Consider the following 19,044-nt stretch of genomic DNA (forward strand, 5'->3'; position numbering starts at 1 on the left):
CGTGCGTCCTCCTTCGGATCTCGAATCGGTCGCCTTCGATGCGATTGCGGGTTTTGGCGAGGACGATCTCGACGCCGCTTTTCCGGTCTTCCGGCGCTCCGCCGAGCGCATCGTCGCCGCATCGGCCGAACAGCGGCCAGCCTGTCCGCCGCCGCCGGAGCTGATCGCCGTGGCGCGCGCGGCGCTCGAAAGGCCAGAGTCCGGCGCGGCCTTCTTTCGGCGCTGGTTCGCGCCATTTCGCCTCGGCAAAAAGGGCTTTGTCACCGCCTATTACGAGCCGGAGGTCGTGGCGCGCCTCGCCCCTGAGCCCGGTTTCGAGACGCCGGCGCTCTCGCGCCCGTCCGATCTCGTCACATTGAACGACGCGCCGCTTTCCCTATCGTCCGGGGAGGCGCTCACGAGCGCACGGCGCCTGCCGGATGGAAGTCTCATTCCCTATCCGCCGCGACGCGAGATCGAGGAAGAGGGGGCGGCGACGGGGTCGATCCCGCTTGCTTACGTCCGCGACCCGGTCGAGCTCTTCCTCATTCAGGTGCAAGGCTCCGCCCGATTGCGGCTTGCGGACGGAACCGCGCTCGCGCTCACCTATGACGGTCGCAACGGCTGGCCTTACACCTCAATCGGCCGGTTGATGATCGAGCGCGGGCTTATGCCCGAAGGCGCGATGTCGCTCGAAGGGCTGAAGGCGGCTCTGCGCGATATGGGAGTCGGCCCCGGTCAGCCTGGCCGAAGGCTGATGCAGGAAAATAGGTCTTATGTTTTCTTCCGCATCGACGACTCGAAAGACCGAGCGCTCGGGCCGATCGGGGGCGAAGGCGCGGCGCTCACGCCGCTGCGCTCCATCGCCGTCGATCGGTCGATCTGGTGTTACGGCCTCCCCTTCTGGATCGCGGCGGGCGTTCCCTGGGAGAGGGAGGCGGATACACGGTTCGCGCGGATGATGATCGCGCAGGATACGGGATCGGCGATTTTAGGCGCGGCGCGCGCCGATCTATTTTTCGGTTCGGGCGCGGGGGCCGGAGCGTTGGCAGGCCGCGTCAGGCACGAAGCGGATTTCCACGTTTTTCTACCAAAAAAGGACCCATTGCCGTGAGCGACGACAGGCGACGCTATTCCCGCCGGCTGACTCGCGCCGAGTCGGAGCTTTGGTCGATCGTCACCGCCAGCGTGCGCCCTTTCCGGGCGCGGCCCGCTCCCGTCGCCGAGCCACCCGCGCCGGCCAGCGCTCCCGAGCCGGTGCGGGAGAAGGCGCCCGCGCCTGTCGCCCATCGCGATCGGCCGCCGGCGCCCAAGCCTGCGACGCCTCTCGTCGAGATCGACCATCGCACGCGGGTGAAGATCAAGCGGGGACGGCTGGAGGTCGGAGCCAAGCTCGATCTTCACGGGATGCGGCAGGACGAGGCGCAGCGCGCGCTCAACGCCTTCCTGCGCCGCGCGCAGGCAGAGGGCGCCAAGGTCGCCATCATCGTCACCGGCAAGGGCCTCTCGCGCGAGGAGGGCGGCGTGCTGCGCCGCGTCGTGCCCATGTGGCTGCAGGCGCCGAGCCTGCGCGACGTCGTTGTAGGCTTCGGCGAAGCGGCGCGCCATCACGGGGGCGAGGGCGCGCTTTACGTGCAGATCCGCCGGGCGGATCGCCACCGCGTCAGCTGATCTCGGCAGCAGAAGAAAAGCGCCGCGTTAGGATTGAGCAGGCGCCGCCGCGAGCGCCGCAGGCTTCTCCACCGGCGCGGCGAGGAAAGCGGCTGGAATATTGGGGCGCCCTTCCTCCGTGATCTGCGGGGCCGAATGCGGCGGCGTCTTCCATTCGAATGCGTCGAGCCGGCCCGTGGCGGGCGACATCGGCAGCCAATGTTTGGAGACCACCCCATCGGCCATCCAAGCCGGGTCACGCGGGGCCCGGCTGCCGCGCGCCAGCCATTCGCGCACCGGGCCGCTCTGGCCGTTCTCGGCGTCCTCGATTTCCGCCATCAGCAGGCAGGTATGAGCGCTCGGATGTTGCCCCTCCGCGACGAGCGGCGCGAGCGCCTCGCGGGCCTTGGCGAAATCGCGGGCCGCAAGCGCCGCCTCAGCGACGATATGGCGGCTTGCGGGCGCCTGGGTCGCAAGCTTGGCGAGCTTTTCGACCCGCGTCACGCGCTGGCTGTTCGATTCCCCCGGCAGCGCTTCAAGATAGAGGGCCGCAAGCTCGGGATGCGGCGAAAGCGCCCAGACGCCCTCGACGAGCTTGGCCGCCTGCTTGTAATCGCCGTGGCGAATGAGCACTTGGGCGGCGGTCACGGCGGCGGGAACGAAGCCCGGCCGGCGCTTGAGGGCCTGGCGGGCGAGATGTAGCGCATCATGGGGATGTTCGCGCTCGCGCGACACCGCCATGGCCGTCTCGATGACAGCCCGCAGCTTCTGCGCCGAGACCAGGTCGATCGCCTTGACGCCGACACTTTTTTCCAGAGCCTCGCGCGCCTTCTCCCAATCGCCAGCCGCGGCGAGATGCTCCAGCACGGCGGAGCCAGCCCAGGGTAAGGGCGCGATCTCATGGGCGGCGTTGGCGAAATGCGCCGCCGCCTCGGCGTCCTCGCGGCGCTTGGCCTCGATATGCAGCCCGCGCAGGCCGAGGAGCTTGGTCTCCGGCTTCAGCGTCATCTTGTGAAAGGCCTTGGCCGACGTCGCGCGGTCGCCGGAGAGCTGCGCCGCCTGGGCGACGAGCATTTGGGTCAGCGGCTCCTCGGGCAGGAGCTTCTCGGCGAGCTGAGCGGCCTTGCGGGCGCGCGCGGCGTCGCCGGAGCCCACGGCGATCAACCCTTGCGAGATCACGTCGAGCCCCTTCGCCTTGCGTCGCTCACGCGAGCCGCCGGCCATGCGGCGCGGAAGTCGCACCAGCGCGACGGCAATGGCCCAAATGAGGATGACCGCGGCGACAAGGGCCAACAAGCCGCCGACCGCGACGGGAATCGAGGTCTCGATATGCTTGCCGGCGAATTCGAGCGTCAGCGAGCCGGGCTGCTGAATCAGCCATTCGAGCCCATACGCGGCCACGGCGAGCGCGATGATGAAGAAGAACATGAAAAGCATGACCTTCGCTCCCGCTTATTTCTTGCCGACGGCCGCGATGGCGCCGCGCAGCAGATCGTCGGCCGCCTTGGCCGCCTCGCTGTGTTGATGAAGGGTTTGGCCGAATTCCTTGGATTCCGCTTTGGCCTCTTCCGGCAGGCTGTCGTAAAAGCTTTCGGCGCCGGCGAAATCGTTTCGTCCGAGCGCGGTTTCGATATGTTGGAGCTTGCCGGCGACGCTCTCGGGATGGGCCTGTCCTGTCGGCCGGACTTTCACGAGCTTGCTCGCGCTTTCCAACAGCTGTCCGGTCAGATCGCCTTGTGGCGCCCCCGAATGGGTCTCGTGCGCTTCGATCTTCTTGGCGATCGCCTGCAAGGACTCGCGCAGCTGCGCGCCGGTCGGAGCCCCCTTTTCCGAGAGTTCGATCAACACCGGCGCAGGCTCCGCGTTCAGACGGGAAAGCGCCGCGATTTCTTCGCCGAACGGCTTGCCGGCCTCGAGATCGCGCTGAAGCGCGAAAGCGACCACAACCGTGGCGCTCGCCGTATCCACGGCGGAGACGACGACCGGCGCCGGCGCGGGCTTCGGCGTCTCCTCGGCCCTGGAAACCTCTATCTCGGGAGCGGCGCGCGCTTCGCTCTTGGGCGCCTCGAACTTCTGCCGCAAAGCCAGGACTTCGTCGCTCAGGGCTTCGATGCGGCCTTCGAGCGCCGAAATGAGGTCGCGGTCTGTGAAGCCGTCGGCGGCGGGGACCTCTCCCTTGGCGGCCGGCGCGGGCTTCGGCATCTCTACCGGCGCGGCGGCGGGGGCAGGGGGCGGCGGCAGGAGCGTCGCCTCCTCGGCGGTTTCGACAGGCTTCTGAGCCGGCTCGGGGAGGTCGAGGGGCTTAGCCTCCGTCGCAGGAGCTTCGACCGGTTTCTCGGGCTCCTTCACGGCTTCGGCTGGGGCCGGCGGCGCGGGGGGTGGCGCGGTTTCAGCCGGCGATGGGGCAGGAGCGGGCGTAAGCGGCGCCTTGTCGAGCAAGGCGTGGCGCGAGGCCGCCTTGGGCGCGGGTTTCACCGATCCCGTCAGATCGTCAAGCAATCCCCGCGCCTTGTCGACAGCGCCCTGCGCCGCGACAAGACCGGCGTCGATATGATTCGCAACCTCGTCGACGCGGGGGTCCACGTGCCGGAAGGTCAGCACGCCATAGCCGGCGGCGCCCAGCGCGACCAACAAGGCCAGGGTCGAAACGACGAGCTTGGAAGCAACGCCTCCCGAGCGGCGCTTCCCCGGCGGACGGGCCGGCGGGACTTGCGCCTCCGTCGCCGCGGGAGTCTCGACCTCGGAAGCTTGATCCTTCGTCACCTCTGATTCAGGCGCCGCCATGCTGATCGTCCTCGCTGCGTTTCACCCCGTGGTGAAGCAGGTATAAAGTACGCAGGTTGCGCGCGAAACAGGCTAATGCGCCCGCATCCGCTTGTCAGCCGGCGGCCTCCATCAGCGCGAGGGTGCGGCGGGCGATATCCAGATGGAGCCGCTCGACCATTTTGCCGTCGATCTGCACCACGCCCTTCTCGGCGTTTTCCGGCTCGTCGAATATGGCGATGATCTTGCGGGCTAAATCGACTTCCTCGGCGCTCGGCGCGAAAATCTCGTTGACCGGCCCGATCTGGCTGGGATGGATCAGCATCTTGCCGTCGAAGCCCATGTCGCGGCCCTGCTCGGCCTCGCGCCGCAGCCCCGCCTCGTCGTTGAAGTCGTTGTAGATGCCGTCGATGATCTCGATATTGTGCACGCGAGCCGCCAGCACGCCGGCGGAGAGCCACGACACGAGCGCCAGCCGGCCGGGCGTGAGGCGCGCGCGGGTCGATTTGGCGATGTCGTTCGGCCCCAGCACCAACACTTCGAGGCGTGAAGCCGGATCGTCCGCCGCGCTGGCGATCTTCTCGATGTCGAAGATGGCGCGGGGGGTCTCGATCATCGCCCAGAGTTTGGTCTTGAACGGCGCGCCGGCCGCAACAATGTCGGCGGCGGCTTTGAGAATGTCGTCGCGGGAATTGACCTTCGGGATGACGATCGCGTCCGGCCCCGTGGGCGCGATTGTTGAAATATCGGGCTTGTACCACTCCGATCCGCGCGCGTTGACGCGCACCACCACCTGCCGCTGGCCATAGCCGCCGCCCGTGACCGCTGAGGCGACCTGCTCGCGCGCCATGGCCTTGGCGGCCTCGGCGACGCCGTCTTCGAGCTCGAACATCAAAACGTCGGCGGGAAGGCTTTTGCCTTTTTCCAGCGCGCGGGCGTTGGAGCCGGGCATGGCCAGGACGCTGCGTTTCAGTTTCGAAATCATCTTTGAGCTCGCTCGAGTGATAGGTTCATCTTTTTCTTGCCGCGCCGGCTGGTCTACACAATAAGAGGCTTCTCCGCCATTCACATCTCGGAAACAATTGATGGCAGCCGAAACCGGCCCCGCGAGCAAGGGCGGCCTCCCGCCGCGCCTTATAGAAGGATACGAGGTTTTTCTGTCCGGCCGCTTCCGCGCGGCGCAGACGCGCTTTCGCGCGCTCGCCGAAGAGGGCCAGAAACCGACGACCATGGTGATCTGCTGCTGTGATTCGCGCGTCGACCCCGAGTCGATCTTCGACGCGGGGCCGGGCGAGCTTTTCGTCCTGCGCAATGTCGCGGCGCTGGTGCCGCCTTACGAGCCCGACGACCATTTCCACGGCGCGTCCGCCGCGCTCGAATATGCGGTCATGGCGCTCGAAGTTAAGCATGTCGTGGTTCTGGGTCACGGCCAATGCGGCGGCGTGGAGGCCTATGCGACGATCGCCGCCGATCCCGAGACGCCGCGATTGAGCCACAGCGATTTCGTCGGCGATTGGATCAAAATGCTCGCGCCGGCCGCCGAGCGGCTCGGCGAGGAGCCCGATCCCGAAGACAAAGATTATCTGCATCGGCTCGAATTCGAGTCGGTCAAGCAGACCCTCATCAATCTGCGCAGCTTCCCCATGGTGCAGGTTTTGGAGCACCGCGGCTATCTCAAGCTCCACGGCGCCTTCTTCAGCGTCTCGGATGGAAAGCTGCTGGCGCTCGACGAGCAATCGGGGGACTTCCGTCCCATCGCCGAAAAAGCCCACGCCGACGCATTTTTGGAGGCGCGCTTTTGACGGACGTCCCCATGATCGCCGGTCTGCATGAGCTTGCCGGGCGCTATGACGCGCTGCTGTGCGACGTCTGGGGCGTGCTCATCGACGGCAAGAAGCATTTTCCGCGCGCCGCCGACGCTTTGCGGCGTTTCCGCGCGCAGGGCGGGCGGGTGGTGCTCATCACCAACGCCTCGCGGCCGGACGCCGAAGTGCGCCGGCAGCTTCTGGGGCTGGGCCTGCCGGAAGACGCCTTCGACGATCTTGTTTCTGCAGGCGAATTGACGCTGCGGGAGATCGTCTCACGCAAGGGGCAAGCCTGCTATCATCTCGGCCCGCCGCGCGACAACGGCCTTTTCGAGGAAGCCGGCCGGCGCCTCGGCGCCCCGGTCGCGAAGGTCTCCCCCGAGGAGGCGGACTACGTCGTCTGCACCGGCCTTTTCGCCGAGCGCGAGGAAATCCCGCAGGATTACGACGAAAGGCTCGCGGCCCTGAAAGCCCGCGATCTCACCATGCTCTGCGCCAATCCGGATATTGTCGTCGCCATCGGCGATGACATCGTCTATTGCGCGGGCGCGCTCGCCGAGCGCTATGCGGCGATGGGCGGCAAGGTGCTGATGTTTGGCAAGCCGCATCCGCCGATTTACGCCGCCGCCCTCGAACGCCTTGCCGCCCTAAGCGGCGGTACGGCCGATAAGAGCCGGATCTTCGCCATGGGCGACGGCGCGCTGACCGACCTCGCCGGAGCGGGGATGGCGGGGCTCGATTGCGTCTTCGTCACCGATGGGGTGCACGCCGAAGAGCTGCGCCCGAAAGGCGGAGCCGTCGATCGCGACGCGCTCGCGCGCTTGACAGAGCTTGCGGGCGCGCGTCCTGTCGCTTTGGCTAGCGAAGTTTTCTGGTAAAAGGGGGAAAATGGGCGCTTCGCCCTCCCCGTCAAACGATCCGGTGAATACATGTCGACGCCGTTCAAAATCTACTATTTCGAAGACCTGAGCGTCGGCATGCGCGAGACGCTGATGAAGGCCGTGATGGACGACGACGTCATCGCCTTCGCCGACCTGTCGGGCGATCGCAACCCGATCCATCTGTCGGACCATTTCGCCTCCAAGACGCGCTTCGGCGAGCGCATCGTGCACGGCCTCTATACGGCGTCGCTGATTTCGACCGTCATCGGCATGTATCTGCCGGGACCGGGCGCGGTCTATCTCTCGCAAACCTTGAACTTCCGCGCGCCCGTGAAGATCGGCGACGTGATCACCGTCGTGGTCGAAGTGGTGGAGCTCGTCGAAAAGGGCCGCCGCGCCAAGCTTAAATGTGAATGCCTTGTCGACGGCAAGGTGGTGCTCGACGGCGAGGCGACCGTAATGGTGCCGTCCCGCGAGCAGGCGGTACGGCCGGCGGAGAAGCCGGCCACGGCGTGACGCGCGCTCTCCCGTGACGCAGTCTTCCTTCATCCTCGCCCGAGACCCGATGGGACCGCCCGCCGGCCTCGAAGGCGCCGTCGTGGCCATCGGCAATTTCGACGGGCTGCATCGCGGCCACCGGGGGGTGATCGCCCGCGCGCGGGCGCTGGCCAAAAAGCTCGGGAAGCCCTGCGTGCTCCTGACCTTCGAGCCGCATCCGGCGGATGTTTTCGCCGGCAAGCCGGTGATCTTCCGCCTCACGCCCCCAGAGGCCAAGGCGGCTCAGGCCGCACGGCTCGGGCTCGACGGGATGATCGTCCTTTCCTTCAACAAGGAGCTCGCCGCCCGACCGGCCGAGGATTTCACGCGGGACATTCTCGCCAAACGGCTGGGACTCTCGGCTATCGTCGCGGGCTATGACTTCCGCTTCGGGGCCGGCCGTAAGGGCGATCCGGAGTTCCTCAAAGCGGAAGGCGCGCGGCTGGGCTTTGCGGTCGAGATCGTCGACCGCATCACTCAGGACGAGGAGGGAAGCCTGGAAGCGGTCTCCTCCACCGCCACGCGCGAGGCGCTGGAAAAAGGCGAGGTCGAACTGGCGCGCCGTCTCCTGGGCCACCCTTACTTCGTGCGCGGCGTCGTTCGCCACGGCGACAAGCGCGGCCGCCTGCTCGGCTTCCCGACCGCCAATATCGCACTCGACCCATCGAACCGGCTGCGACACGGCATCTATGCGGTCACGATGGAGGTCGACGGCGTCCTGCGCGACGGCGCCGCCAATTTCGGGCGCCGGCCGACCTTCGATAATGGCCCGCCGTTGCTGGAAGTCTTCCTCTTCGATTTCTCGGGCGATCTCTACGGCAAAGAGGTCGAGGTCGCCTTTTTCGACTTCATCCGCGGCGAAGCGAAATTCGACAGTGTCGAGGCCCTGATCGCCCAGATGGAGGACGACTGCGCCAAGGCGCGGGAAATCCTCGCGCGCCGCTGAAACATGCGCCCGCCTCGCTTGGTTTGAGGGTGGGCGGCCCTAGCCTCTTAGTCTTAACTCTTTAGGCCAGGAGCTACGACCATGAGCGGCGCACGTCTTTTTGCGGCTTTTCTCTCTCTCGCCGGGCTTGCGGCCATTTCCGCGAGCGCACAGGCGCAGCCCAAGCGGGTTCTCATCATCGGCGACAGTCTCAGCGCCGGCTATAATCTGCCGGAGGGAACCTCTTTTCCCTGGGCGCTCAACCGGCGGCTTCACATGCGCGGCCACAGGGACGTCGCGGTTCTCGACGCGACGGAAATGGGCGACACTACCGGCGACGCGCTGGAGCGACTGCCCAAAGCCTTTGCCTATGGCGCCGACGCCGTCATCGTCGAGCTCGGCGGCAATGACATGTTGCAGCGTGAAGACCCCTCCGTCGTCTATCGAAATCTCGACGCCATCGTCCGCTACAGCAAGGCGCGCGGCTCGCGCGTGATCCTCGCCGGCATGCTTTCCTATCCGCGCCGCCGCGATCCAACCTACAAGCTGCGCTTCGACTGGGTCTATCCGACGCTCGCCGCCCAGCAAAAGGTCGCGCTCTATCCCTTCTTCCTCGACGGCGTCTACGGCAATCCTGCGCTTATCCAGGACGATAACAAGCATCCCAATGTGCTGGGCTCGGATTATATCGCGGCGCGCATGACGCCGATGGTCGAGCGGACGTTGCAGGCGCCCGAGCGCCGGCGCTACCACGCTTGGCGGTGAAAACCGGCCGTCATTGCGAGGAACGAAGCGACGAAGCAACCCAGAGCCCCGCGGCGGCCCTGGATTGCTTCGCTTCGCTCGCAATGACGGCGGGGAGGCGGCGGCGTTGAGAAGGGCTGCATTGCGGCGGAGGTTGTCCGTCCCTATCTTATCGCTTCCGAGAGGTAAGCGAAGATGAGCAACGAACCGAGAGGCAATATAGAAATCATTCCGCCGGGTCAGAGGTCGCGCGCCGAGGCGGAGGACGACGGCTTCCCCACCTCGCGCGTCTGGATTTCCTCGGGGCAACGCGAGGTTAAATTCGTCAAGCTCGGCCCGTTCCAGAGCATGCTGGTCGGCGCCGGCCTGCTGCTCTTTGTGGGCCTCAGCCTGTTCTTCCTCTCCGGGCTCCTGCTCGTCCTCGTCCCGGCCGTCGCTTTGCTCGGCGCGGGCGCCTGGGTGGCCAATGCCCTGGGCTTGGGCCCCTTCCGGCGGCTGCGGTAGATTTTTTGAGGCTTTTCGGCCTCCGCGCCCCTTGCTAAAGAGGGGCATGCTGATTTTGTGGCGCATACGAATTACCGGCCCGGTCCGCGCTTGAGCTGTGCTCGCGCGGGTTCCGGGTTTTTGGCGCAATTGGCGCTTCCTTTCCAAATCCATTATGTGACGCGGACCTTGCCGGCCGTCCCGGCGCCGCCCGACCCCGGTTTCGAGACCCCATGAACGACGACACGCCCAAAGGGCCCGACTATTCCAAGAGCCTCTATCTGCCGGTCACGGATTTTCCGATGCGCGCCGGCCTGCCGCAGCGGGAGCCCGAGTTCCTGAAGCGCTGGGAGGAGATCGGCCTCAACGCGAAAATGCGCGAGGCGGCCAAGGGCCGGCCGAAATTCACGCTGCACGACGGCCCGCCCTACGCCAATGGCAATATCCATATCGGCCATGCGCTGAATAAGGTCCTCAAGGACATCGTCACGCGCAGCCAGCGCATGACCGGCAAGGATTGCGTCTATGTGCCGGGCTGGGACTGCCACGGCCTCCCGATCGAATGGAAGATCGAGGAAGAAAACTACCGCGCCAAGGGCAAGAAGAAGCCCGACTTCGCGCAGCCGGACGAGATGATCGCGTTTCGGCGCGAGTGCCGGGCCTATGCGGAGAACTGGCTCTCGATCCAGCGCGAGGAGTTCAAGCGGCTCGGCGTCGCCGGCGAATGGGACCGCCCTTACGCCACCATGGCCTACCCGGCCGAGGCGATCATCGCCCGCGAGATCATGAAATTCGCCGAGAACGGCTTGCTCTATCGCGGCTCCAAGCCGGTGATGTGGTCGGTCGTCGAGAAGACGGCGCTGGCAGAAGCGGAAGTCGAATATGAGGACCACACCAGCGATACGGTGTGGGTGGCGTTCCCCATCCCGCGCGGTGCGGACGAGGACCTTGCCGACGCGCGCGTGGTGATCTGGACCACGACGCCTTGGACGCTGCCGGGCAATCGCGCGATCTCCTTCTCCTCGAAAATCGCCTACGGGCTTTATCGCGTGACCGAGGCGCCCGAAAACAACTGGGCCTTCCCGGGCGCCAAATTCATCCTTGCCGACAAGCTGGCGGGAGACGTCTTCAAAGCCGCCAAGGTTGACGGCTTCGAGCGGCTGCGCGACGTGCCGGCGTCGACGCTCTCGGAACTCGTCTGCGCCCATCCGCTCGCGCATCTGGGCTATGCCTTCGACGTGCCGCTCTTCGACGGCGATCACGTCACCGACGACACGGGCACGGGCTTCGTGCACACGGCGCCGGGCCATGGCCGCGAAGACTTCGATATCTGGATGGCGAACGGTCGGCGTCTCGCCGAGTCCGGCATCGACAGCCGCATTCCCTATACGGTCGACGAAGACGGCTTCTACACCAAGGAAGCGCCGGGCTTCGCCGGCAAGCGCGTGCTCACCGAAAAGGGCGAGAAGGGAGACGCCAATGAGGCCGTGATGGCGGAGCTGGTGAAAGCCGGCAATCTCATCGCGCGCGGGCGGTTGAAGCATCAGTATCCGCATTCCTGGCGCTCGAAGAAGCCGGTGATCTTTCGCAATACGCCGCAGTGGTTCATCGCGATGGACAAGCCCATGGACCGCGCGTCTTCAGGCGCGCGTGGGGGCGCGGCAGAAAGCGCTCGGTCCAATGCGCCCACCTTGCGGGAAATCGCGTTCGAAGAAATCTCCCGCACCCAATGGACGCCCGCCGCCGGCGAGAACCGCATCCGCGGCATGATCGCCAATCGTCCCGACTGGGTCGTCTCGCGCCAGCGCGCCTGGGGCGTGCCGATCGCCGTCTTCGTAAAGAAGGGCACGCATGAGATCCTTGTCGATCCGCGCGTGAACGCCCGCATCGTCGAGGCGTTCGAGAAGGAAGGCGCGGACGCCTGGTATGAGACGCGCGCCGCCGAGCGCTTCCTCGCGCCCGACTATGATCCCAACGACTATGAGAAAGTCGCCGACGTTCTCGACGTGTGGTTCGATTCGGGTTCGACGCACGCCTTCGTGCTCGACGATCCGACGAGCTTCCCCGCGCTTGCCGGCATTCACAGAAAGCGCGACGGCGGCGACGACGAGGTGATGTATCTCGAAGGCTCGGACCAGCATCGCGGTTGGTTCCACTCTTCTCTTCTCGAAAGCTGCGGCACGCGCTTGCGCGCGCCTTACGACGCCGTGCTGACGCATGGCTTCGTGCTCGACGAGAAGGGGCGCAAAATGTCGAAGTCGCTCGGCAATGTCGTCGCGCCGCAGAAGGTGATTTCGGACTCGGGCGCCGACATCCTGCGCCTGTGGGTCGCGGCCTCCGATTACGCCGACGATCTGCGCGTCGGCCCTGAGATTCTGAAGACCTTCGTCGATCTCTATCGCAAATTGCGCAACACGCTGCGCTGGATGATCGGCGCGCTCGCGCATTACGGCGCGGACGACGACGCAGCGCTGGAACACGCAAGCGAGCTCGAGCGGCTGATGCTGCATCGTCTCGTCGAGGTGGATGCGCAAATCCGTGTTGCCTATGCGGCCTTTGACTACAAGCGGGTCGTGGCCTTGCTCACGCCCTTCATGACGAGCGATCTTTCCGCCTTCTATTTCGACGTCCGCAAGGATGCGCTCTATTGCGAGCCGCCGTCGAGCGTGAAGCGCAAGGCGTCGCTCGCCGTCATCGAACGCATCTTCCGCTGCGTGACGACATGGCTCGCGCCGATCCTCGTCTTCACGGCGGAAGAAGCTTGGCTCGCGCGCTATGCGGACGCCGTCTCGGTGCATGTCGAGAGCTTCCCGGACATTCCGTCGCATTGGCGCGACGAGGCGTTGGCGAAGAAATGGGAGGGCGTGCGCGCCATCCGCGCAGTGGTGACGGGCGCACTCGAAATCGAACGCGCGCAAAAGCGCATCGGCTCCTCCTTGGAAGCGGCGCCGGTCGTTTATGTCGCGGACGGCCATTTGCGCGCTGCGCTGGATGGCGTCGATTTCGCGGAAATCTGCATCGTGTCGGACATCGTCATCGAGACGGGCGAAGGACCGGCCGAAGCCTTCCGCCTACCGGAGGTAAAGGGCGTCGCGGTTGTTCCGAGCCGCGCGAGCGGCGTCAAATGCGCGCGCTCCTGGAAATATTTCGACCCCGCTACCGCGGACCCGGACTATCCCGACGTCACGCCCCGCGACGCGCAGGCGCTCAAAGAGTTGAAGGCGCTTGGGCGCTGGAGCGCGTAGCGGTTCGAATGAAAGAAGGCTTGACGCGGCTCTGCCCCCTCCCCAACCCTCCCCCGCTTCGCGGGAGAGGGAGTGAGGCGCGTCGCGCGGAAAAACTCGCGGGTCCTGATGAAGGCCGCGGCCTTGCCCCCTCTCCCGCGTTAGCGGGGGAGGGCTGGGGAGGGGGCCTTTGAAAGTCCTCCTCGCCTTTCTCGCCAACACCGCGACCAATTTCATCATCGGCCTGATGGTCGCGAAGTTCCTCGGCCCCGAGGAATATGGTCGCTTCGCGCTCGCTTTCTCGATCGCAGTCGTGGTGCAGACGGCGCTCTACGACTGGCTGCGGCTCTCGGCAACGCGCTTCTATTCCCAGCGCACGCGCGAGAACGAGCCCGTCATCCGTTCGACGCTCGGGACGTCCTTCGTCGTCGTCAGCGTCTTTCTGGCGTTGAGCACCTTGCTCTATTCGCTCGTGGGCCCCGAACTCGACTTCGACAGCGAGCTGATCCTTCTCGCCTTGCTCACCGCGACCGCGAACGGCCTGTTCGACTATTCGACCGCCCTCGCCCGCGCGCGTTTCGAAGACGGCGCCTATGGAAGGCTCGTCTTCGTCAAAAACATCCTCGCCTTTATCCTGCTCGGCGGCGGCGCCTTCATTTTCCATTCGGCGGGCGTCGCCCTCGCGGGCGGCGTTGCAAGCCTATTGGGCTCGGTGTTTCTCACGCGCGCCTCGCTACGCGATCCAGACGCGCGCTGCCTGGGCGCCAAACGGGAGACCGCGAAGCTTCTCATCGCCTATAGCGCGCCTATCGTCGCGGCCCATCTGCTGTACACGTCGATGCCGCTGGCGGCGCGCTCGATCGTCGCCAGCGTCTACGACTTCGCCGAGACCGGCCAGTTCGCCCTCGCCTATGACCTCGGCATGCGCGCCATCATGGCCTTCGGCTCGGCGCTCGACGTGCTTTTGTTTCAAATCGCCGTCGCGGCGCATGAGGAGCACGGCGAGGACCGCGCCCGTGTCCAGGTCGCGCACAATATGAGCGTCGTCTTCGCCTTTCTGCTACCGGCCTGCGCCGGGCTTTGGCTGGTTCTGCCGTCGGTCGAAGCGCTGATCGTGCCCGCGCAGTTCCGTGGCCCTTTTGGTCATTATCTCGGGTTGCTGATGCCAGGGCTGTTCGCCATGGGGATCATCAACTTCGGCTTGAACCCCGTTTTCCAGATCAGCAAGCGCACCGGCCCGCTGATCGCGGCGGCGCTCGCTGCAGCCGTGACCTCGCTGACTTTGCTTTTTGCTTTGCCCTGGGGCGCTGACGCCTCCAACCTCGCCGTCGCCCAGGCCGGCGGCTACTTGGCCGCGCTCGCTGCGACGATTTTCTTTGTGCTGAAGGCGCAGCCGGTCTGGCCGTCGTTCTGGGATCTTCTCGCGGCGATCGTCGCCACCGGTGTCATGCTCGTCGCGCTGATCCCGATGCGCAGCATGGCGCCCGGATTTGCAACGCTGCTGCTGCAGATCTTCTCGGGGGGCGCCATCTACGGCGTGATGGTCGCGGCCTTCGACATCGCCGGCCTGCGCACGCAGGCGATCGCCTGGCTCCGGCCCCGCCTCCAGCGGGCGTGACAGAAGCGCTGGCGCGCTTATGTTAGGGTTATCGTGTTCCAGCCGGTGAGGTTTTTGCGATGGTCATGCCGCTCTACGACGACGCGCCCCTGCGCCATCTCAAGCGGCCGATCGTCAATCACGCGCTGATCGTGGTCAATATTCTGGTTTTCGTGGTCGTCTACAGCGAGATTCTCGGCGATCCCTTAACCATCATGCGCGGTTTCGCCATCATCCCGCGCGTGCTCTTCGGCGAGGCCGATCTCGCCGATTGGATCGTCGGCCCACCGGCGCCGGCGACGCTGGTCACCTCGCTGTTCTTCCACTCCTCGCTGCTGCATATCGCGAGCAATATGCTTTTTCTCTATGTCTTCGGCGATAATGTCGAAGACGCCATGGGCTCGCTGCATTACCTGCTGTTTTATCTCTGCTGCGGCGTTATGGCGGGCGTCTTCTATGTCTATGCGACGCCCCAATCCATCGTGCCCCTTGTCGGCGCCTCGGGCGCGATATCGGGCGTCTGCGCGGCCTTCCTGCTGCTCTACCCGCGCGCCACGGTCACGGGGTTCTTCCCGCCGCTCACCTTCGTGATGTTTCCTTTCTGGCTCATCACGCTTGCGGAAAAATCCCGCCCGCCGCTGCGGCCGCTTTTCGGATTGAAGCCGCCGCTGTTCTCCTTCCACGCTTCGGGCTTCATCTTCATCGGGGCCTGGATCCTGCTCCAGCTTTTGAACGCCAGCTGGGGCGGCGGCGAAAGCCATATCGCCTGGATGGCGCATGTCGGCGGCATCGTGGCGGGGCTGGCGCTCACGCCGTTTTTCAAGCGGCGCAAGCATAAGCTTTTCGACCGCGGACCCCATGGCGCGACCAAGACGTCGCCTGCGCCGCAAGCACTGCCGCCGGAAGAAACGCCTTTCGAAAACTGAGGGGGCTTGAAAAAGGGGCTTGACCTCCCCGTTTGACTTGCGCGCGCGCCCCCGTTACCAGACCGCCACAGTTTTTAGCGGGACGCGCTGCGTCCGCCCTTCATCTCCAGAGGTCGCGCGATGAAAATTCTCGTACCCGTTAAACGGGTCGTCGACTACAACGTGAAAATCCGGGTGAAGCCCGACGGCTCCGGCGTCGATCTCGCCAATGTGAAAATGTCGATGAACCCGTTCGACGAAATCGCCGTCGAAGAGGCGCTGAGGCTGAAGGAAGCCGGCAAGGCGACGGAAGTCGTCGTCGTCTCCATCGGCCCGGCCAAGGCCGACGATACCCTGCGCACCGGCCTCGCCATGGGCGCCGACCGCGGCATTCTGGTCAAGACCGACGAGACGGTCGAGCCGCTCGCCGTCGCCAAGATCCTCGCCAAGATTGCGGCCGAGGAGCAGCCGGGCCTCATCATCCTCGGCAAGCAGGCGATCGACGACGACTCGAACCAGACTGGCCAGATGCTCGCCGCTTTGCTGGGCTGGGGCCAGGGCACTTTCGCCTCAAAGGTCGATCTGACCGACGGCTCGGTCGACGTGACGCGCGAGATCGACGGCGGCCTGCAGACGGTGAGCCTGAAGCTTCCGGCAATCGTCACGACTGATCTTCGCCTCAACGAGCCGCGCTATGCGTCGCTCCCCAATATCATCAAGGCGAAGAAGAAGGAGGTCGCCGTTAAGGCGCCGTCCGACTACGGCGTCGACATCACGCCGCGCCTCGAGGTGCTGAGCACCGCCGCCCCCGCGACGCGCGCCGCCGGCATCAAGGTCGGCTCGGTCGCCGAACTCGTCTCCAAGCTCAAGGAAGCGGGAGTTCTCTGATATGGCCATTCTGCTTCTCGCTGAAACCGCCAATGGCGCACTTGCGCCCTCGACCGCCAAGGCGCTCACCGCCGCCTCGCAGATCGGCGGCCCGGTCCACATCCTCATCGTCGGCCCCGGCCTCGACGGCGCTGCGGCCTCGGCCGCCAAGCTCGCCGGCGTCGAGAAAGTGCTCTACGCCGCCGACGCCTCGCTCGATCATGTTCTTGCCGAGCCGGTCGCGGCGCTGATCCTGTCGCTCGCTGGCTCGTACGACGTGATCATCGCCCCCTCGACCAGCGCGACCAAGAACGTGCTGCCGCGCGTCGCCGCGCTACTCGACGTCGCCCAGGTCTCGGACATCATCAAGGTCGTCTCGCCCGACACTTTCGAGCGCCCGATCTACGCCGGCAACGCCGTGCAGACAGTCCGCGCCAAGGACGCCAAGAAGGTCATCACCGTCCGCACCACGGCCTTCGCGGCCGCGCCCGAGGGCGGCTCGGCTCCGGTCGAGACGATCGGCGCCGCCGCCAATCCGGGCGTCTCCACCTTCAAGAGCGAGGAGCTCGCCAAGTCCGAGCGTCCCGAGCTGACCTCGGCCCGCATCATCGTCTCCGGCGGCCGCGCGCTCGGCTCCGCCGAGAACTTCCAGAAGGTGCTGGACCCGGTCGCGACCAAACTCAACGCCGCGATCGGCGCTTCGCGCGCGGCGGTCGACGCCGGCTATGCGCCGAACGACCTGCAGGTCGGCCAGACCGGCAAGGCTGTCGCCCCCGAGCTCTACGTCGCGGTCGGCATTTCCGGCGCGATCCAGCATCTCGCCGGCATGAAGGACTCGAAGATCATCGTCGCCATCAACAAGGATGAAGAGGCGCCGATCTTCCAGGTCGCCGATTACGGGCTCGTCGCCGATCTCTTCCAGGCGGTGCCGGAGCTCGACGCGGAGCTTGCCAAGCTCGGCAAGTAAAAAAAACCGCTCCCCGCTCCGCTGGTGGCGGGGAGCGCAATCCTGACATTTTGAAGCTTGCCGGTTTTCTTTCGACCCATTCGCGCGTTATATTGCAGTGCAACGTTGGCCGCATTTGCATCGCAGCCGTCCCGCCCCTTTGACGGCGGTCCTCTCGCTATGGTGTTCGAACTATGAGCTTCGAGATTCGCAAAGTCGGCGTCATCGGCGCGGGGCAGATGGGCAAGGGCATCGCGCATGTCTGCGCGCTTGCGGGATTGGACGTCGCGCTCAACGACACCACACCAGAACGCATCGAGGCCGGCATCAAGGATGTCGGCGTGCAGATGAAGAAGTCGATCGAGCGCGGCTTGCTCACGACCGAGGTCGTCGATAAGGCGCTACCGCATATCTCCGCCGCCCCGGCCCTTCAGGATTTCGGCGACTGCGACATCGTCATCGAGGCGGCGACCGAGAATGAAGAGGTCAAGCGCAAGATCCTCTCCGACGTTGCAACCGTGGTGAAGCCGGACGGCATCATCGCCTCCAACACCTCGTCGATTTCCATTACCCGCCTTGCCTCGATCACCGGCCGGCCCGAACGCTTCATCGGCATTCATTTCATGAATCCGGTGCCGCGCATGCAGCTTGTCGAGCTGATCCGCGGTATCGCGACCGACGACGCCACTTTCGAAGAGGCAAAGGGCTTCTGCGCCAAGCTTGGGAAGACGGTGACGGTCTCGGAGGATTTCCCGGCCTTCATCGTCAACCGCATCCTTTTGCCGATGATCAACGAGGCTATCTACACGCTCTATGAGGGTGTGGGCTCGGTCGAGGCGATCGACACGGCCATGCGGCTCGGCGCCAATCATCCAATGGGCCCGCTGCAGCTCGCGGATTTCATCGGATTGGACACCTGCCTTTCGGTGATGCAAGTGCTCCACGAAGGCCTGGCCGACACCAAATATCGCCCTTGCCCGCTGCTCGTGAAATATGTCGAGGCCGGCTGGCTCGGCAAAAAGACTCAGCGCGGTTTCTACGATTATCGCAGCGGCACGCCGACGCCGACGCGCTGACGTCTCACCGCCCTCCTAAGAGGCGCCCCCCTGCCTTGTTCCGCATGGGGAGACGTGTTAGGCGGGCCCCACTTTCCGCCATCCGGCGGCACGGCTGGAGATTCTCAAATGACCGATACGAATGGAAACGGTGGCGGCGCGCAGGGCGGCGCTCCGGCCCTGAACGCGCTGGTGCAGTATCTGAAGGATTTTTCCTTCGAGAACCCGAACGCCCCGAATTCGCTCGGACCGCAAGAGCAGGCGCCGAATATTTCCATTCAGGTCAATGTCAACGCCAAGCAGCTGGCGCCGACCGACTTCGAGGTGACGCTCACCCTTGACGCCAAGGCCGGCGAAGGCGCGGGCCTGCTGTTCAAGCTCGATCTCGAATATGGCGGCGTCTTCCGCCTCATCAACATTCCGCAGGAGCAGATTCATCCCATCGTGATGATCGAATGCCCGCGTTTGCTGTTCCCCTTCGTCCGCCAGATCGTGGCCGACGCCACGCGCGACGGCGGCTTCCCGCCGCTCTATGTCGACCCGATCGATTTCGTCGCGCTTTATCAGCAGAAGGCCGCCGAAGCCGCCGCTCAGCCGCCGGTCGCGAACGCCTGACGTTTCTCTAATTCCGTTCTCGCATTGGGGCTCGTTATTCCCGGCGGGCTGAAGCCCGACCGGGAATC

18 protein-coding genes are annotated in these 19,044 nt (G+C 65.4%); 15 read left to right on the plus strand and 3 right to left on the minus strand.

Annotation, left to right across the window (positions count from 1 at the left end):
• The first annotated feature begins 1 nt into the window (after window position 1).
• Together OGR47_RS18575 and OGR47_RS18580 are read left to right on the plus strand one after the other, a co-directional pair.
• Window positions 2–1,093, plus strand: a complete 1,092-nt coding sequence (locus OGR47_RS18575) for a murein transglycosylase A (protein WP_165049380.1) — start codon at window positions 2–4, stop codon at window positions 1,091–1,093.
• Complete coding sequence (locus OGR47_RS18580) at window positions 1,090–1,650, plus strand: Smr/MutS family protein (RefSeq protein ID WP_165049382.1); 561 nt, start codon at window positions 1,090–1,092, stop codon at window positions 1,648–1,650. The genes OGR47_RS18575 and OGR47_RS18580 overlap by 4 nt, the downstream gene beginning before the upstream one ends.
• Before the next feature lie 27 nt (window positions 1,651–1,677).
• Here the strand turns inward: OGR47_RS18580 and OGR47_RS18585 are convergent, their stop codons facing one another.
• The 3 genes from OGR47_RS18585 to OGR47_RS18595 all read right to left on the minus strand — a co-directional run bounded on the left by OGR47_RS18585 (window position 1,678) and on the right by OGR47_RS18595 (window position 5,377).
• A complete protein-coding gene (locus OGR47_RS18585; protein ID WP_165049384.1) occupies window positions 1,678–3,066 on the minus strand; it encodes a heme biosynthesis protein HemY in 1,389 nt (462 codons plus the stop codon).
• 15 nt (window positions 3,067–3,081) lie between these two features.
• Window positions 3,082–4,413, minus strand: coding sequence for a COG4223 family protein (locus OGR47_RS18590; protein ID WP_165049387.1), 1,332 nt, complete (start codon window positions 4,411–4,413; stop codon window positions 3,082–3,084).
• A gap of 94 nt (window positions 4,414–4,507) precedes the next feature.
• Window positions 4,508–5,377 carry an HpcH/HpaI aldolase/citrate lyase family protein gene (locus OGR47_RS18595; RefSeq protein ID WP_165049389.1) on the minus strand — a complete coding sequence of 290 codons (870 nt, stop codon included), beginning with the start codon at window positions 5,375–5,377 and terminating at the stop codon, window positions 4,508–4,510.
• Window positions 5,378–5,477: 100 nt separating this feature from the next.
• Here OGR47_RS18595 and OGR47_RS18600 point away from each other — a divergent pair, with 100 nt between their 5' ends.
• The 13 genes from OGR47_RS18600 to secB all read left to right on the plus strand — a co-directional run bounded on the left by OGR47_RS18600 (window position 5,478) and on the right by secB (window position 18,976).
• Entirely contained in the window at window positions 5,478–6,194 is a 717-nt protein-coding gene (locus tag OGR47_RS18600; RefSeq protein ID WP_165049391.1) for a carbonic anhydrase, read from the plus strand.
• Window positions 6,191–7,075, plus strand: a complete 885-nt coding sequence (locus tag OGR47_RS18605; protein WP_246729574.1) for a TIGR01459 family HAD-type hydrolase — start codon at window positions 6,191–6,193, stop codon at window positions 7,073–7,075. The genes OGR47_RS18600 and OGR47_RS18605 overlap by 4 nt, the downstream gene beginning before the upstream one ends.
• A gap of 51 nt (window positions 7,076–7,126) precedes the next feature.
• Window positions 7,127–7,594, plus strand: a complete 468-nt coding sequence (locus OGR47_RS18610) for a MaoC family dehydratase (protein ID WP_165049393.1) — start codon at window positions 7,127–7,129, stop codon at window positions 7,592–7,594.
• 49 nt (window positions 7,595–7,643) lie between these two features.
• Window positions 7,644–8,561, plus strand: a complete 918-nt coding sequence (locus OGR47_RS18615) for a bifunctional riboflavin kinase/FAD synthetase (RefSeq protein WP_165049808.1) — start codon at window positions 7,644–7,646, stop codon at window positions 8,559–8,561.
• A gap of 81 nt (window positions 8,562–8,642) precedes the next feature.
• On the plus strand, window positions 8,643–9,305 hold the full coding sequence (locus OGR47_RS18620) for an arylesterase (RefSeq protein ID WP_165049395.1): 663 nt from the start codon (window positions 8,643–8,645) through the stop codon (window positions 9,303–9,305).
• A gap of 174 nt (window positions 9,306–9,479) precedes the next feature.
• On the plus strand, window positions 9,480–9,788 hold the full coding sequence (locus tag OGR47_RS18625) for a hypothetical protein (RefSeq protein ID WP_165049397.1): 309 nt from the start codon (window positions 9,480–9,482) through the stop codon (window positions 9,786–9,788).
• A gap of 212 nt (window positions 9,789–10,000) precedes the next feature.
• Window positions 10,001–13,012 carry an isoleucine--tRNA ligase gene (ileS, locus tag OGR47_RS18630; RefSeq protein WP_165049400.1) on the plus strand — a complete coding sequence of 1,004 codons (3,012 nt, stop codon included), beginning with the start codon at window positions 10,001–10,003 and terminating at the stop codon, window positions 13,010–13,012.
• Between the two features lie 169 nt (window positions 13,013–13,181).
• A complete protein-coding gene (locus OGR47_RS18635; RefSeq protein WP_165049402.1) occupies window positions 13,182–14,609 on the plus strand; it encodes a lipopolysaccharide biosynthesis protein in 1,428 nt (475 codons plus the stop codon).
• Between the two features lie 59 nt (window positions 14,610–14,668).
• Window positions 14,669–15,514: a rhomboid family intramembrane serine protease gene (locus tag OGR47_RS18640; protein ID WP_165049404.1), complete on the plus strand. Its 846-nt coding sequence runs from the start codon at window positions 14,669–14,671 to the stop codon at window positions 15,512–15,514.
• A gap of 120 nt (window positions 15,515–15,634) precedes the next feature.
• Window positions 15,635–16,381, plus strand: a complete 747-nt coding sequence (locus OGR47_RS18645; protein WP_165049406.1) for an electron transfer flavoprotein subunit beta/FixA family protein — start codon at window positions 15,635–15,637, stop codon at window positions 16,379–16,381.
• A gap of 1 nt (window position 16,382) precedes the next feature.
• Window positions 16,383–17,327 (plus strand): electron transfer flavoprotein subunit alpha/FixB family protein, encoded by a 945-nt coding sequence (locus OGR47_RS18650; RefSeq protein WP_165049409.1) that lies wholly within the window; start codon window positions 16,383–16,385, stop codon window positions 17,325–17,327.
• A 173-nt stretch (window positions 17,328–17,500) separates the two neighbouring features.
• Window positions 17,501–18,382: a 3-hydroxybutyryl-CoA dehydrogenase gene (locus tag OGR47_RS18655; protein WP_165049412.1), complete on the plus strand. Its 882-nt coding sequence runs from the start codon at window positions 17,501–17,503 to the stop codon at window positions 18,380–18,382.
• A gap of 108 nt (window positions 18,383–18,490) precedes the next feature.
• Window positions 18,491–18,976: a protein-export chaperone SecB gene (secB, locus tag OGR47_RS18660; RefSeq protein ID WP_165049414.1), complete on the plus strand. Its 486-nt coding sequence runs from the start codon at window positions 18,491–18,493 to the stop codon at window positions 18,974–18,976.
• Window positions 18,977–19,044 lie beyond the last annotated feature (68 nt).

It is taken from the genome of Methylocystis sp. MJC1 (genome assembly GCF_026427715.1).
GTDB lineage: Bacteria > Pseudomonadota > Alphaproteobacteria > Rhizobiales > Beijerinckiaceae > Methylocystis.